This is a genomic window from Allobosea sp. P4_C6 (assembly GCF_056402015.1).
Genome location: NZ_JBFUIF010000041.1, coordinates 1 through 15,760 on the forward strand (window position 1 = coordinate 1; position 15,760 = coordinate 15,760).

Genomic DNA, 15,760 nt, shown 5'->3' on the forward strand with positions numbered 1-15,760 from the left:
GGTCGTGCGGGTCCATCAAGGTCGTGCGGGTCCATCAACAGGGTGCGACCGGAAAAAGGGGGGTCGAGATCGTTGTCTCGGTCGCTCGCGAGGCGGGCTCACCACCAAAATCCATGCCCTCGTCGATGCGCAAGGGCGCCATCCAGCTCAAGCTGACCGCGGGGCAAGCTAGCGTGCCCGCTCACCTCGCCTCTCCCGACATCGAGAAGATCTTCAGCGCCTGCTGGTGGCAGTTCAGCCATAGGCCTTCGCCCGGCTTGGCATCCTGCCCGCCGCGTTGCTCGATGGTGACAAGGTCTCCGTTAGCGAGCTTGCAATGCACGTATCGCGTGCTGCCGAGATATTCGGCGAATTCGACCTGAGCCGGCAGCGAATTATCCTGCCTGTCCGTGATCGACCAATGCTCGGGCCGGATTCCGAGCTTGATCGCTTCTTGCGGCGCGGCGGGCATGGGGCGGTTGAGCTCGATCTCCGTTCCCGCGATGTTGACCCGGTTCGCCGTCAGGCAGGTTCCGTCGATGATGTTCATGCGCGGCGAGCCGATGAAGCCGGCGACGAAGAGGTTGGCGGGGTTCTCGTAGACCTCCCGGGGCGAGCCGACCTGCTCGATCCTGCCGTCGCGCAGCACTACGATGCGGTCGGCCAGCGTCATCGCCTCGGTCTGATCGTGGGTGACATAGATCATCGTATTGCCGAGCTCGCGATGGAGCCGCGCGATCTCGACGCGCATGCTGACGCGAAGCTCGGCATCGAGATTGCTCAGGGGTTCGTCGAACAGGAAGACCAGCGGCTTGCGTACGATCGCACGCCCGATCGCGACGCGCTGCCTCTGACCGCCCGAGAGCTGGCCGGGCCGGCGGTGCAGCAATGGTCCGATCTTGAGGATATCGGCCGCCGCCTCGACCTGCCGCCGGATCTCCGCCGCCGGCGTTCGGGCGATCTCCAGGCCGAAAGCGAGGTTCTCGCGCACGCTCATATGCGGGTAGAGCGCATAGGATTGGAAGACCATGGCGATGCCGCGCTTGGCCGGGTCGAGATCGGTGACGTCCCGGCCGGCAATCAGGATGTCCCCGTCCGTTACCTCCTCCAGCCCGGCAATCATGCGCAGTAGGGTCGACTTGCCGCAGCCGGACGGGCCGACGAAGACGACGAACTCGCCGCCTTCGACCTTGAGGTCGAGGTCATGGATGACCTCGACCGAACCGAAGCTCTTGCGCACGCCCTTGAGTTCGATGGTGGCTTTTTCCTGTGCCGGGTTGTGCTGCGCGCTCATCGGCCGCCCCTGATCCAGACCAGCATCTCGCCGGGTTCGCGATTATCCCAGAGGTGATAGGGCACGAGGCGCGCCGTCGTCGCGGCATATTCCGGCGGATGGGCATCGTAGAGCCAGCCGTCCCGTCGCGGCCACTGCTCGCGCCGCACCGGGAGATCGATCGCCATCGCCCCGCCGAGATTCGGCATCGGAACTGTCCTGGCGCCGGAGAGATCCCCCGGCGCGATCAGGGCGTTGAGGTCGGCGGCATTGTCGACCTCTTCGACGCAATAGATGAGCGGCCCGCGCGCGATCGCGACACGGCCGAGATCGGCCTTCACCGCCGGGTGGGCATGGAGCGCGCGCACAGGCATCGGCAGGTCGAGCGCCAAGCTGTCGCCATCCTTCCATTCGCGGGCGAGATGCACATAGCCGTCGCCGTTCTCCACCATCGGCACCGCCTCGCCGTTCAGCGCGACGGCGGCCTGGCCGCACCAGCCCGGCATTCGCAGCGACAGGGTGAAGCGCGCCGGCCGATCCAGCCCGATGGTGATCGCGACCCGCCCGTCAACCGGATAGTTCGTTTCCTGCGTCAGCGTTACGGCCGTCGCGCCGACGCTGAGCCGGGCCGTGCTGGCGCCGTAGAGATGCACGGCGATGCCGTCCGCCGAGACGCCGTACATATAGCTGCCGATCGCCGTCACGGTGCGGGCGATGTTCGGCGGGCAGCACGGGCAGCGATGCCAGGTCCAGCGGTGATGGCCGCCGCGGCTCTCCAGCGGATTGTCGTAGAAGAAACGCGAGCCGTCGATCGAGAGGCCGGACAGGGCGCCGTTGTAGAGGGCCTGCTCCATGATGTCGGCATAGCGCCGGTCCGGCCCGCGCCCGAGCATGCGGCTCGCCCACATCATCAGTGCCACCGCCGCGCAAGTCTCGGCATAGGCGCTCTCATTGGGCAGGTCGTAATAGTCGGTGAAGCCCTCATTGCTGGCTGCCGGCCCGATGCCTCCGGTGACATACATCTGCTTGGAGGTCAGATCCGCCCAGAGCCCCTTCAGCGCGTCCGTCAGGCTGTCGTCGCCGAACTCGGTCGCGACATCGGCCATGCCGGAATAGAGGTACATCGCCCGCACTGCATGGCCGACGACCTTGTCCTGCTCGCGCACCGGCAAATGCGACTGGKTGTAGAGATAGGTCTTGTGGCGCCACTGCGTCGGATCGACGCCACGCTCGGCAGCCTCGATGTCGAAATAATGCGGCTGCTGCCCGCGCTGCTGGACGAAGTAGCGCGCGAGGTCGAGATAGCGCTGTTCGCCGGTGGCGCGGCCGAGCCGGATCAGAGCCAGTTCGATCTCCTCATGGCCGCAATAGCCGGGCTTCTGGCCGGGCCTGGGGCCGAAGGTTGCGTCGATATGGTCTGCATAACGGCACATCACGTCGAGCAGCTTGCGCTTGCCGGTGGCGTGGAAATAGGCCACCGCCGCCTCCATCAGATGCCCGGCGCAATAGAGCTCGTGGCAGTCGCGCAGATTGGTCCAGCGCTGGCCCGGCTGCATCCGGACGAACCAGGAGTTCATGTAGCCGTCCGGCTGCTGGAGCCCCGCGAACATCTCGATGATCGCGTCCATCTTCGCTTCGAGATCGGCATTGGGCTTGCGATAGAGTGCATAGGCCGCGGTCTCGATCACCTTGGCGACGTCCGAATCCCAGAACATCTGGACATTCACTGTGTCGGGCGTGCCGTCCGCACGCATGTGCCAGGGCATATTCACCGGCGGCACCGGCCGGGCCGGGTCGATCTGCTCGAACATGCCGGCCGCGACGCAGCGCTCGTAGAGGATCATCGCCGTCCTGTCGGCGACGGCGTCGATACGCTCGCCCCAGAAGCCGCGCATCTCGACATCGGGCACGGCGGGGGGCCGGAAGCCGCTGGCCCTGAGCTGATCATGGGAAGTCATGGCGTCACCGCTTCTGTTGATGTCGTCGGAGAGGTTCACTTGACGGCGCCCGCGGTGAGCCCGCGGATGTAGTAGCGCTGCAGTAGCAGGAAGAGGGCGAGGCACGGCGCCATCATCAGCATCACGCCGGACTGCACCGCGCCCCAGTCGATGGTGCCGAACTGGCCGGAGCGGACCGCGGCCATCATCACCGGCAGGGTGTATTTCTTCTGGTCCGTCAGCAGGATCAGCGCCGCCAGGAACTCGTTCCACGAGGCCAGGAAGGCGAAGATCGCGACCGTTGCGACCCCGGGCAGAACCAGCGGCAGCATCACCCGGCGCAGCATCAGGAAGACCGAGGCGCCGTCGACACGCGCCGCGTCCTCGATCTCCTTCGGCACGGCGTCGAAGGCGTTGCGCATCATGAAGATCGAGAAGGGCAGATGCAGCGTCACATAGATCAACACGATGCCGGGCAGCGTGTTCTGCAGGCCGAGCTTGGTCAGGATCAGGAAGAGCGGCGTCAGGATCGACTGGAACGGGATCATCACCGTCGAGATGATCAGCACAAACAGCACGTTCTTCAGCGGGAACTTGAAGCGCGAGAAGCCGTAGCCCGCCAGCAGGCTGATGATCACGGTGACGGCCACGGTCGCGGCCGCGACGGTCAGGCTGTTGCCGGCATAGGTCCAGATGCCGACGCCGTATTTCGCCAGGTTCTCGTAGCTCTGGGTGCTGAAGCCCTCGACCGGCCAGGGTGGCAATGGCGGCCGCGCGGCCTCGGCCGAGGGCTTGAACGAGACCAGCGCGCTCCAGGCGATCGGCGCGACGAACAGCAGCGAGATGAAGAGGCCGATCGCGTGGTAGCGCGTGGCGGCGAACAGCCTGCGGCGGGCCGTGGCGGCCTTGCGTTCGGACATCACGCACCCTCCGGCGTGCGCAACAGGCGCAGTTGCACGACACTGATCGTCACCAGGATCGCCAGCAGCACCATCGACATCGCCGCGCCATAGCCGAGGCGGAAGGAGACGAAGGACTGACTGAAGATCCAGTAGACGGCGGTGACAGTGCTGTTCTGCGGCCCGCCATCGGCGATGATGTAGAACTGGTCGAAGGCCAGCACCGACCCGGCCACCGAAAGGATCAGTGCCAGGGCGATGGTTCGCCTCATCAGGGGAAGGGTGATGCGCCGGAAGCGCTGCCAGGACGAGGCGCCGTCGATCCGCGCCGCTTCCTGCACTTCCGTGGAGATGCCCTGCAGGCCGGTGAGCAGGATGATCATGTTGAAGCCGGCCGTCTTCCAGACGACCATGACGATGATCGACCAGAACGTGGTGTCGAACGATGCGAGCAGGTTGACCGGCTTCTCCGTCAGCCCGAGCCGGTAGGCCAGCGGCGAGAACAGGCCGACATCGACATTCATCAGCCAGGCCCAGAGCAGGCTGGCCGAGCCGAAGCCGACGACCACGGGCAGGAAGATCGCCGTGCGGTAGACCTTGATCATCGGCCGCGCCTTCTCGGCGAAAAGCGCCAGCGGGAAGGCAACCGCGAAGATCGCGATGGTGACGATCACCGTGTAATAGGCGGTGAAGCCCATCGCATTCCAGAAGCGCTGGTCGTTCATCAGGTTGAGGTAGTTGGCGAGGCCGATGAAGCGCGGCCGGCCGAGTAGCGGCCAGTTGTGCAGCGACATCCAGAACGCCATTCCGAGCGGGACCAGGAAGAACACGATCACCAGCAGCACCGCCGGCGCCACGAACAGCAGCCCGGCCAGCTGCTGTCGGCGCAGGCGCGTGCCGCGTCGCCCACTGGATCTTTGCTTGGCGGGATTTGACTGGGTCATGTCATATGAGCCGGCGAGGTTTGGGGGCTGGTCGCAGTCACCGCGCCGTCATCCCGGACAAAGCGGAGCGGAGATCCGGGAGCCATGCCTGAACCCGTTTCGCGTGCGTTCCGGCATGGATCCCGGGGCAAGGCCCGGGATGACGGCGTGTTTCCGAGTGAAATCAGCGTGGTCGGAACGACCGCGGTGAACGATGGGCGAGGATCACTTCCCCGACTGGTCGATGATCGACTGCATCGTCTTCTCGGCCTTGACGAGGGAGCCCTCGACATCCTTTCCGAAGAAGACCTCGTTGAGCATCTGCTTCCACGGGCCAGTGCTGCTGTTGATGATGTCGTTGTAGACCGGCGAGGACGGCGTCCGGCCGATCTTCATCGCCTCGGTCGCGGTCAGATAGCGCTGGTCGAGCGACTTCACCGCCTCCGCCGCGACATCCGCACGAGTCGGCAGGCTGCCGAGCTTGGCCAGCAGGGTCTGGCCTTCCAGCGAATAGACGAAGCTCAGGAACTCCTTCACCTCCGGCATGTTCTTGCGTCCTGCGGTGACGACGAAATTGTCGCCGCCCGCGAAGGAGGCCTTGCCGCCGGTCTTGCCGGGCAGGAAGGTCACACCGAACTCGACATTCGGATAGTTCTTGACCAGGTTGCCGATCGCGAAGGCGCCGATCGGCGACATGCCGATGCGATCCGTGGCGAAGCCGCCGAAGAAATTGGGGCCGGCATCGGTGCGCGCGCTCTCAGGCACATAGCCCTTGGCGACGAGGCCTCGATAGAGCGCCACCGCATCGCGCATCTGCGGCGTGTTCAGCGTCGCCTTCCTGGCGCCGTCCGCGAGGATCTCGCCGCCCGAAGCCCAGACCAGCGGCATGAAGGTGAAGGCGTTGCAGCCGCCGCAGGCGCCGGAGAAGTAGAAACCACGGATGTCGCCGCCGATGGCGTTGACCTTGCCGGCATATTCCTCGATCTCGGCCCAGTTGGTCGGGCCCTTCTCGGGGTCGAGCCCGGCCTGCTTGAACAGCTTCTTGTTCCAGAGCATCACGGAGGCATCGGCCGACATCGGCGTGCCGAAGATGCGGCCCTCATAGCTGCCGGCTCCAAGGTGAGCCTTCGAGAGCTGGTCGAAGAAGGGAAAGCCCTTGACCAGATCGGTCAGGTCCTCGAGCTGGCCCGAGGCGGCGAAGGCCGGCGTATAGACCAGATCCAGCGAGAGCAGGTCCGGCGCCGAGCCGCCGGCAGCCGAGATCGCGTATTTCTGCACCATCTCGGTATTGGGCACGATCTGCAGCTCAATCTGTGTCTTGTGCGCGGCGTTGAACGCCTTCACCAGCGAGGGCATGAAGGCCTCGCTGCTGGAGCGCGACCACATCGTCAGCTTCTGCTGTGCCAGGGCTGCGCCGGCCGATGCCTGCACGGCAACGAGGGCGAGCAAGGCTGCCTTGAATCCCTTCATCTGCGTTTCCTCCGGTTGTGGCCTTGGTTTTTGTGACCGTTCTTGTTGCGTATGATCTCGCTAAGACGAGCGTACGATCAGGCTGCAGGGCAGCTTCCAGACTCCCGTTTCGACCGCTTCGCCATTGACCAGGCGCACCAGCGCCAGCCCGGCCTGTCGGCCCAGTTCCTTCAGGTTCATGTCGACCGTCGTCAGCGGCGGGCGCGTTTCCTTGGCGACGATCTCCCAATTGTCGAAGCCGACCACGGAGACGTCGCCGGGCACGCTCACCCCGCGCTCGCGCAGCGCGTCCACCACGCCCCGTGCGATCTGGTCATTGCCGCAGAAAATGCCGTCCGGCTTGTCGGCGCCGGACCACAGAGCCTCGACTGCCTGATGGCCCCAATGCTCGGACCAGGAGCCGAACAGGACCTTCGCCTCGGTCGCTGCCCCGGCCTCGGCGAGCGCCTGCGTGCAGGCGCGAGCCCGTTCATGCACGACATCGAATTCGCACGGGCCGGTGACATGGACGATGTGCCGCCGCCCTTGCGCCAGAAGATGGCGCACTGCCGCCCCCGCACCCTGGCGGTCATCCGGGACCAGCGTGACGCCATCGCTCGGGCCGGCAGTGAGCGCATAGACGACGGGCACGGACAGATGGGTGAGATCCACCGGCAGCGGCTTGTCGATGCGCTTCCCGGTTGCGATGATGCCGTCGACCTGTTTGTCGAGCATGGCATCGACATGGATTCTGGCGAGGTCGGGATTGTCCCCGATGGCGCACAGAAAAACCGACACACCGTGGTCGATCAGCCCCTCCGAGATCCCGGCCATCAGCGGTAGCGTGAAGCGCCCATAGGTGTCGTTCGTCAGCAAGCCGACGCTGAAGCTGCGCTTGCGTGTCAGGCTTCGCGCGAGGGAGTTCGGCCGAAAGCCGAGTTCCCTCGCGACCCGCTTGATGCGGTCGCGCGTCTCGAGCGAAACGCGCCCCGTGTCGTTGAGCGCCTTCGAGGCCGTGGCGGTGCTGACGCGCGCGGCCTGCGCCACGTCGTAGATCGTCACCCGCTCGCCCGACACCGCGCTTGACACGCCCCACCTCGATCTGAGAAACCGGTTTCTCAGACGGTTATCAGAGAATAATAATATGAGAAACCGATTTCTCAATCTCTCATGCGGATTTTCTGGCCTTCGTCGGCGCCCTGGGCTTGCGCCCTTTTGGTTCCGTGCCAAAAGGCCTTGGCGAGCTGGGCCGAGCGCATGAAGCCAATCCGTCTCGCCTTGGTTGGGCTCGGCAAGATCGCACGCGACCAGCACCTGCCGGCGATCGCGGCCACGCCTGGAATCGAGCTCGTCGCTGTGGCCAGCCGCAATGCGCGTCTGGACGGCGTCGATTGCGTCGGTACGGTCGAGGAGCTGCTGGCCGATGTCCCCGATGTCGATGCCGTTGTACTATGCACGCCGCCCATGCCCCGCCGCGACCAGGCGCGGGCGGCGCTCGCTGCCGGAAAGCATGTCCTGCTGGAGAAGCCACCCGGTGCTGGCGTGAGTGAGCTCGCCCCCTTGATGGCGCTGGCGGAGAAGCGGGGCCGAACGCTTTTCGCCGCCTGGCATTCGCGCTTTGCTCCGGCGGTTGAGCCGGCGCGTGACTTTCTGGCGCGGCATCGGGCCCGGCGTGTCACGATCCTCTGGAAGGAGGATGCGCGCGTCTGGCATCCGGGGCAGGACTGGATCTTCGAACCTGGCGGCCTCGGCGTGTTCGATCCAGGCATCAATGCGTTCTCGATCCTGACGGCGATCCTGCCTGAGCCGGTCTTCGTGGTCGGCGCTAGACTGGATTTTCCGGCCAACCGGGAAGCGCCCATCGCGGCCGAGCTCAAGCTCGCGACCGCGTCCGGTCTGCCGATCCATACGGCGTTCGATTTTCGCCAGAGCGGCGAGCAGATCTGGTCGATCGCGATCGAGACCGATGCGGGGAGCCTCGTGCTGAGCGCGGGAGGAGCCCGGCTGAACCATGATGGCCAGGTTCTCGTCGACGAGCCGGAGCGGGAATATCGCGGCGTCTATCGCCGCTTCGTCGATCTGGTCCGCTCCAGCAGCAGCGACGTCGACACCGGGCCGCTGGCGCTGGTGGCCGACGCGTTCATGCTCGGCCAGCGATCCTTCGTCGATGATTTCGCATGGTGAGAACGGGGTTGTCCGAGATGTCAGAGCCGGTTTCGCGCGATGTCTTCGGGGTCCTGCCCGACGGGCGCGCGGTCGAGCGCATCACGCTTCGCGGCGAGGCCGGTTTCGCGGTCTCGATCATCACTTGGGGCGGCGCCGTGCAGGCTCTCTGGGCGCCGGACCGCAACGGGCAATGTGACGACGTGGTCCTCGGTCACGACGCGCTGGAGCCCTATCTGGCGCGGCGGGATTTCTTCGGAGCGACGGTCGGGCGTAATGCCAACCGCATCGCCGGCGCGGCCTTCACGCTCGACGGCGTCCGGCATGGGCTCGACGCCAATGACGGCAGGAACACCCTGCATGGCGGCGCGAATGGTTTCGACCGGGTGCTATGGAGCGTCGAGAACATCGATCGCGACCCGGTGCCGTCGCTCACGCTCGGCCATGCGAGCCCGGATGGAGAGGGAGGTTTTCCGGGAGCGCTGGCGGCGCGGGTCCATTTCCGGCTTACGGGGCCGCAGGAACTGACGATCGCGTTCGAGGCGACGACCGATCGCCCGACCATCGTCAGCCTGACGCATCACGGCTATTTCAACCTCGGCGGCGCGGTCGCCGGCGGCGACATCCTGGATCACGAACTGACGCTGTTCGCCGATCGCTATTTGCGGGTCGATGCCGGTCTGATCCCGCTCGGCGCACCAGCCGGCGTCGCCGACACGCCGTTCGACTTCCGCGCGCCGCGGGCGATCGGCGCCGCCATCAGCGCCGACGACGAACAATTGCGGCGCGCGCACGGATACGACCATTGCTTCGTCCTTGGCGACGAGGTCGCCGTCGCGCCGCGGCTCGCCGCTCGCGTCGTCGATCCGGACTCCGGCCGCGCCCTCGACCTCATCACCGACCAGCCTGGCCTACAGTTCTACTCCGGCAACTTTCTCGATGGCAGTTCGGGCGGGAAAGGGGAACGCCTCTATCGCCAGTCCGACGCCTTCTGCCTTGAACCACAGGCCTGGCCAAACGCACCCAACCGGCCGGACTATCCGTCTACGAGACTGGATCCAGGCAAAACCTACCGCCACAGCACGACATTCCGCTTCCATACTGTCTAGGTTTGGCACCAACTGCGTCATTGCCGAACTGGGCCATTTGCCGACATTGAGGGTCTGCTCGGAAGCTGACCTCCGAATCGCAATTGCTTCAGGACCGCATTCGTCGAGAGCGGACGCTTAGCTGGAGGGATCGGCGCGTCCGGTATCCCACCAAACCCGCTCATTTTCCGTGGCAAGGCAGCCTCGAGGCGGCGAGCTTGAGCGCTTGATCGATTTGCTCACTGAGCTCTCGGGTGCCCCACGGTTAGCCATCGTCGTCGCTTCATCCCGTTCCAAGGCCAGTAATCAAAGTCTGGACCAACGCGATCGCTCCCGAAATCGGCCTGAACTGGCTGGTGGCTGAATTGTCGACGAGAAAGGTCAGTTCGGCGTGGCGCGCCAGCGGGCTCTCGGGCACATCCGTCAGGACGAGGATCCGCTTGCCGCTGAGATGGGTGTCGAGCGTGATGTCGACCACCGACTGGGTATAGGGCGTGAACGCGATCGCCACGAGAAGGTCGCTCGACCGCATGGTGGCGATCTGTTCGGCCGCCATCCCGCTGCCGAAATCGAGCAGGCTGCACTGCCGCTCGCAGCGCGTCAGCCCATAGGCGAGATAGGTCGCGATCGGCCGGGATCGCCGCAAGCCCGCAATGTAGACATGCTCGGCCTGCCGCAGCATTTGCGTCCCCTTGTCGAGCGCCTCCGGCGAAACGCTCCGACGCAGGTCCTCGAGCGAAGCGATCAGCGCATCCACGCAGCCATTCAGCAGGGCGCCGTAGTCGTTCGCCCGCTGCGGGGCGGCCTGGCGTGCAAAGACCTCCTCGCGTGCGCGAGGGGCGCCTTCGATCAGGCGTAGCCGGAAGACCCGCTGCATCTCGGAGAAGCCGCGATAGCCGAATTCCTTGGCGAAGCGGATCAGCGTGGATGGCTGGACCTCGAGGTCGCCGGCGATGCCGACCACCGTGTTCAGGGCGAAGTCGCTGGGCTTTTCCAGCGCCGACCGCGCGATGCGCTGCAGATGCGGGCTCAGCTGGTCGAAGCGGTTGCGAAGACGCTGGCGAAGGGCCTCGAAGGTCTCCTGCGTGGCATCGCTCGTGGAAGCGGTTGCCGTCGGCTTATTGAATGAATTTTCGTTCATTCATTCTCCTACCTCACTCTAGAGGCCGGGAAAAGCGTTGAATTTGCACGGCCCGTTGACATGACAGAAAAAATATTCATGCTCTGTGAAAATTAGTTCTGACTTTCGATCAGGCAAGAGACGGGCACGAGCCCGTCCGTTTCGGGGAGGACATCGATGTCGAAGATTCAGGTTTCGCGACGCGGCCTGTTGGGCGCCGCCGGCGCCGCGTCCACGGTCTCGCTGTTTGCCGGTCCGTGGAAGCACAATCGCGTCTGGGCGCAAGGCGCGGCCAAGCCGATCCGGATCGGCATCACGGCCGATGCCAGCGGCATGTATGCCAACTCCGGCGCCAGCGACAAGCGCGGCATGATGATGGCGATCGCCGAGGCCAATGAGCGCGGCGGCGTGCTCGGCCGCAAGGTCGAGTTCGTCCACATCGACACCGAGACGACCGCCGCCACCGGCAGCCGCGTGGCGGAGCGCATGATCAGCCGCGAGCAGTGCGGCTTCCTTGTCGGCGCGGTCCATTCCGGCGTTGCCAACGCGATCAGCCAGGTCGCCCAGAAATACGGCGTGATCTACATCAACACGAATTCGTCCTCGCCCACCGAGGCCGGCCAAAACTGCCACCGCGTCAAATTCGTCTTCGATGGCAACGGCACCAATTTCGCCAAGGCCGCGGTCAAGAGCGCGATCGAGCGTTTCGGGCCGGACTGGATGCTCCTGACCAATGATTATGTCTGGGGTCACGACACCGCTGCGGCGACCAAGGCCCTGCTGAAGGAATATGGCGGCAAGGTCATGGACGAGGTGCTGATCCCGCAGGGCACGCGTGACTTCACCTCTGCCCTGCTGAAGGTGCAGCAGCGCAAGCCCGGCGTCGTGTCCGCTGCGATCGGTGGCGACGACCAGAAGGCGATGCGCCAGCAGGTGGTCCAACTCAAGATGGGCGACAAGCCGGCCTGGATCAACAGTCAGCAGGACTGGGATGATGTCTACGGCCTGCCGATCGAGAACCTCTTCGGCGTTTTCGGCACGACCTGGTACTACCGCCTCGATCTCCCGGGCGTGGCCGACTTCGTCAAGCGCTACCAGACGATGTATCCCGAGACGGCCATGCGCTCGCCCGGCAACGTCTTCTACAATGGCTACATGTCGATCCGGGAACTCCTCGGAGCCATTGAGCGGGCCGGCACGACCAACAACATTGCCGTGATCAAAGCGCTGGAAGGTCACAAGATTTCGGCCCGCGACCGTATGCAGCATTTCGATGCGACGATCGACGCCCAGACGCATCAGGTCCAGCAGACGATCTACCTCGCCACGGCCAACAAGGCGCCAAAGGAGAAGGACGACATCTTCGACGTCCTGAGCCAGGCCAAGGCGGAGGATGTCCGCGACACGGATTCCGCCAAGCTCTGCAAACTCGAATCCTACGAGCAGACGCCAACCTTCGACGCCTGACCCGTCCCCCCATCCGCGGCCGCACTAGCGGTCGCGGGTACGGCATCGTTGCATCCGGACGGAACACGCATGATCGATCTACTGCCCCACATCATCAACGGCCTGACGCTCGGCCTGCTCTTCGCCCTGATCGCGCTCGGCTTCACCCTGATCGTCGGCGTGATGGAGGTGATCAACCTCGCCCATGGCTCGCTGTTTGCGATCGGCGCCTATTTCGCGCTGACGGTGATCGGCGGCGGCTGGTTCGCGGGCACGCCCTTCGGCGCCTGGTGGCTCAGCCTGCCGCTCGGCCTGCGCTATGTGCTGGCGCTGGCGATCGGGCCGGCACTGGCGGGGCTTGCCGGCATGCTGCTCGAGCTGTGCCTGCGCCCGACCTATGGCAAGCCGCCGCTCTACGGCCTGCTGCTGACCTTCGGCGCCGCGCTCGTCATCGAGGAACTGATCCGGCTGGTCTGGGGCACGGGCGAGCAGAATCTGGCGCTGCCGCAGGCCATCAATGGCGCCTTTCTGCTGAACGACATGATCTTCTCCACCTACCGCTTCTTCGCCGCCGGCTTCAGCATCGCCGCGATCCTTGCCGTCTGGCTGTTCCTCGAACGCACCTCGGCCGGCGCCGTGATCAAGGCGGGCGCGCATGACAGCGAAATGGTCCGCGCGCTCGGCTACGATCTCGCCAGGCTGAGGCTGCTGGTCTTCGGCTTCGGCGCCGCGCTGGCCGGGCTTGCCGGCGTGGTGATGGTGCCGATCTGGGGCCTGCGCCCGCATGTCGGCGTTGATATCGTCATCCCCGCCTTCCTCATCATCGTCATCGGCGGCGTCGGCAGCTTCTGGGGCGCGGTCATCGCGGCGCTTCTGGTCGGCCTCGCCATGGGCATCACCGGCGCCTATGCGGCCGCCTGGGCGACAATGTCGATGTACCTACTCCTCATCGCCGTCCTCGGGTTCCGCAGCCGCGGCCTGCTCGGTCGCAAGAGCGCGCTGGAGAACTGACCCCATGATCTCGCTCTCGGACATTCCTGCGCGCCCGTCGGCCTGGATCACGCTGCCGATGATCGTCCTCGCTATACTGCTGCTGGCGACGCCATGGCTGCTGCCTGCCGTTGGGCTCTATCAGTATCTCGGCATCGAGATCGCGATCTGGGTCGCCTTCGCGCTCGGGTTCAACCTGCTGTTCGGCTATACCGGCCTGCACTCCTTCGGCCACGGCGCCTATCTCGGCATCGGCGCCTATGCCTTCGGGCTGTTCCAGCAGCATGTCGCCGTCAGCCTCTGGGGCGGCCTGCTCGCAGCCGTGCTGGCGGCAGGCATCGCCGGCGCGCTGGTCGGGGCGTTCCTGTCGCATCGCCGCGGCATCTACTACGCGCTGCTGACGATCGGCTTCGGCCAGATCTTCTGGTTCCTCGCCATGAAGCTGCATCGCGTCACCGGCGGCGAGGACGGCCTGCTCGGCATTCCGCGCCCACCGCTGACGCTGGGACCCTGGCAGGTCGCCCTGACCGACAATCGCGCGCTGTTCTATTTCGCCGCGGCACTGCTGATGATCGTTGTCGTGCTGTGCTGGCGGCTGGCGAATTCACCCTTCGGCCGCGTGCTGCAGGCCATCCGCCAGAACGAGACCCGCGCCCGCTTCGTCGGCTACGAGGTCTGGCGCTTCAAATGGGCGGTCTTCACGCTCTCGACGATGCTGGCGGGCCTCGCCGGCAGCCTGCTCGCGATGGCCCAGCAGAGCGCCTATCCGGACGTGATGAGCCTGCACCAATCCGGCCTCGTCGTGATGATGGTGCTGGTCGGCGGCGGCTTGGTCAGCTTCTGGGGGCCGTTGCTGGGCGTGGTGTTCTACTTCGTCGCCCGCGACGTGCTGGGCGGCCTGACCGAGACCTGGCTGCTCTGGTACGGCCTGATCTTCATGGCGATGGTGATGCTGCGGCCCGAGGGGCTGGCGGGCATGCTGCACGGCCTCGCGCGGCGCAACCCGCCGCTCAAGACCACCGCAGCACCGGCCCCCGCGACGGAGGCCGCGTGATGGCTCTTTTCGAAGCCCGCAACATCCACAAGCGCTTCGGCTCGCGCGTCGTGCTGGAGAACATCTCGCTGTCCTTCGAGGCCGGCCAGGTCAGCGGCATCATGGGCCCCAACGGCGCCGGCAAGTCGACCTGCTTCCATGTGCTCACCGGCCAGCATAAGCCCGACCGAGGCGAGGTCATGTTCGACGGCCAGCGCATCTCGGGCCTGCCGCCGCAGCGCATCGCCCGGATGGGCGTCTCGCGCTCCTTCCAGTTGATGAACCTGTTCGACGACACGGTCGTCATCGAGAACGTCATGCTGGCGCTGCCCGCCTTCAGGGCGCGCCGTCTGCACGCGATGGCGGCCGTCTTCTCGGACCGCGCCCTGATCGACCAGGCGCTGGCTGTGCTCGACCAGGTCGGACTTGCGGGACGCGCCTGGGATGCAGCCGCCTCGCTCAGCTATGGAGACCGCCGCGCACTGGAGATCGCGGTGGCGCTCGCCGCCGAGCCCCGCATCCTCTTCCTCGACGAGCCGACCTCGGGGCTCGGCGTGGAGGCGACATGCCGCCTTGCCCAGCTCGTGAAGCGGCTGCGCGACCGCTACACGATCGTGATGATCGAGCATGACATGCGCTTCCTGTTCGAGCTCGCCGACAGGATCTCGGTGATCCACTGGGGCCAGGTCATCGCCGAGGGAACCCCGGAGCATCTTGGCGACAACAAATGGGTGCGGCGCTCGACACTTGCGGAGGCGACCCATGCTTGAGATCCGCGACATCGAAACATTCTATGGCGAGACGCAGGCGCTGTTTGGCACCTCGTTGCGCGTCGGCGAAGGCGAAATCGTCTCGCTGCTCGGCGCCAACGGCGCCGGCAAGACCACGACCATCCGCTCGATCCTGGGGCTGACGCCGCCACGGCGCGGCCAGATCCGCTTCGACGGGCAGGACATCACCCGCCACCCGACGCATCGGATCTCGGCCATGGGGATCGGCTGGGTGCCGGATGACCGCCGCGTCTTCCCGACTCTGACCGTCGCGCGCAACCTGGAGATCGGCACGCGCAAGACCCGCTTCCGGTCGTGGCAGGTCGGCGAGATGTTTTCGATCTTCTCGGCGCTGGAGCATCTGATGCCGCGCGAATGCGAAAACCTCTCCGGCGGCGAGATGCAGATGGTCGCGATCTCGCGGGCGCTTCTGGGCTCGCCCGGTCTCGTCCTGCTCGACGAGCCGAGCCAGGGGCTGGCGCCAAAGATCGTCCAGGACGTGCTGGCGACGGTGCGGCGCCTCAAGGCCGAGGGCATCTCCGTGCTGATCGTCGAGCAGAATGCGCTCGCCGCGCTCGAGGTCTCGGACCGCGCCTATGTCATGGACCGCGGCCGGATCGTCCATGAGGGGCCCGCCAGCACCCTGCTCGACGACAAATCCCGGCGCCAGCGCCTGATCGGACTATGACC

14 protein-coding genes are annotated in these 15,760 nt (G+C 65.7%); 7 read left to right on the top strand and 7 right to left on the bottom strand.

Features of this window, described 5'->3' with window-relative positions; all coding sequences use genetic code 11:
- Positions 1-181: 181 nt before the first annotated feature.
- From AC1DVA_RS21800 to AC1DVA_RS21825, 6 genes are all read right to left on the bottom strand, one after another.
- The gene (locus tag AC1DVA_RS21800) at positions 182-1,273 is read right to left on the bottom strand and encodes an ABC transporter ATP-binding protein (protein ID WP_476807257.1); all 1,092 of its coding nucleotides are present in this window, start codon (positions 1,271-1,273) and stop codon (positions 182-184) included.
- Positions 1,270-3,210 carry a glycoside hydrolase family 127 protein gene (locus AC1DVA_RS21805; protein WP_476807258.1) on the bottom strand — a complete coding sequence of 647 codons (1,941 nt, stop codon included), beginning with the start codon at positions 3,208-3,210 and terminating at the stop codon, positions 1,270-1,272. Before AC1DVA_RS21805 ends, AC1DVA_RS21800 begins: the two co-directional genes overlap by 4 nt.
- Positions 3,211-3,245: 35 nt before the next feature.
- Positions 3,246-4,109, bottom strand: a complete 864-nt coding sequence (locus AC1DVA_RS21810) for a carbohydrate ABC transporter permease (protein ID WP_265054509.1) — start codon at positions 4,107-4,109, stop codon at positions 3,246-3,248.
- Positions 4,109-5,032 carry a carbohydrate ABC transporter permease gene (locus AC1DVA_RS21815; protein WP_265054510.1) on the bottom strand — a complete coding sequence of 308 codons (924 nt, stop codon included), beginning with the start codon at positions 5,030-5,032 and terminating at the stop codon, positions 4,109-4,111. Before AC1DVA_RS21815 ends, AC1DVA_RS21810 begins: the two co-directional genes overlap by 1 nt.
- A 204-nt stretch (positions 5,033-5,236) precedes the next feature.
- A complete protein-coding gene (locus AC1DVA_RS21820; RefSeq protein WP_476807259.1) occupies positions 5,237-6,481 on the bottom strand; it encodes an ABC transporter substrate-binding protein in 1,245 nt (414 codons plus the stop codon).
- 60 nt (positions 6,482-6,541) lie between these two features.
- The gene (locus tag AC1DVA_RS21825; protein WP_265054511.1) at positions 6,542-7,549 is read right to left on the bottom strand and encodes a LacI family DNA-binding transcriptional regulator; all 1,008 of its coding nucleotides are present in this window, start codon (positions 7,547-7,549) and stop codon (positions 6,542-6,544) included.
- Between the two features lie 168 nt (positions 7,550-7,717).
- Here AC1DVA_RS21825 and AC1DVA_RS21830 point away from each other — a divergent pair, with 168 nt between their 5' ends.
- Both AC1DVA_RS21830 and AC1DVA_RS21835 read left to right on the top strand, forming a co-directional pair.
- Complete coding sequence (locus AC1DVA_RS21830; protein WP_476807260.1) at positions 7,718-8,644, top strand: Gfo/Idh/MocA family protein; 927 nt, start codon at positions 7,718-7,720, stop codon at positions 8,642-8,644.
- Between the two features lie 17 nt (positions 8,645-8,661).
- Positions 8,662-9,732: an aldose epimerase family protein gene (locus AC1DVA_RS21835; RefSeq protein WP_265054891.1), complete on the top strand. Its 1,071-nt coding sequence runs from the start codon at positions 8,662-8,664 to the stop codon at positions 9,730-9,732.
- Positions 9,733-9,994: 262 nt separating this feature from the next.
- On the opposite strand, the gene AC1DVA_RS21840 is transcribed toward AC1DVA_RS21835, so the two are convergent.
- Entirely contained in the window at positions 9,995-10,852 is an 858-nt protein-coding gene (locus AC1DVA_RS21840) for a MurR/RpiR family transcriptional regulator (RefSeq protein ID WP_265054513.1), read from the bottom strand.
- 156 nt (positions 10,853-11,008) lie between these two features.
- Here AC1DVA_RS21840 and AC1DVA_RS21845 point away from each other — a divergent pair, with 156 nt between their 5' ends.
- The 5 genes from AC1DVA_RS21845 to AC1DVA_RS21865 all read left to right on the top strand — a co-directional run bounded on the left by AC1DVA_RS21845 (position 11,009) and on the right by AC1DVA_RS21865 (position 15,758).
- Entirely contained in the window at positions 11,009-12,298 is a 1,290-nt protein-coding gene (locus AC1DVA_RS21845) for an ABC transporter substrate-binding protein (RefSeq protein WP_476807261.1), read from the top strand.
- A gap of 69 nt (positions 12,299-12,367) precedes the next feature.
- Positions 12,368-13,288: a branched-chain amino acid ABC transporter permease gene (locus AC1DVA_RS21850; protein ID WP_476807262.1), complete on the top strand. Its 921-nt coding sequence runs from the start codon at positions 12,368-12,370 to the stop codon at positions 13,286-13,288.
- Between the two features lie 4 nt (positions 13,289-13,292).
- Positions 13,293-14,321 carry a branched-chain amino acid ABC transporter permease gene (locus AC1DVA_RS21855; protein WP_476807263.1) on the top strand — a complete coding sequence of 343 codons (1,029 nt, stop codon included), beginning with the start codon at positions 13,293-13,295 and terminating at the stop codon, positions 14,319-14,321.
- Positions 14,321-15,070, top strand: a complete 750-nt coding sequence (locus AC1DVA_RS21860) for an ABC transporter ATP-binding protein (protein WP_476807264.1) — start codon at positions 14,321-14,323, stop codon at positions 15,068-15,070. The genes AC1DVA_RS21855 and AC1DVA_RS21860 overlap by 1 nt, the downstream gene beginning before the upstream one ends.
- Positions 15,063-15,758: an ABC transporter ATP-binding protein gene (locus tag AC1DVA_RS21865; protein WP_476807265.1), complete on the top strand. Its 696-nt coding sequence runs from the start codon at positions 15,063-15,065 to the stop codon at positions 15,756-15,758. Before AC1DVA_RS21860 ends, AC1DVA_RS21865 begins: the two co-directional genes overlap by 8 nt.
- The last annotated feature ends 2 nt before the right edge of the window (positions 15,759-15,760 follow it).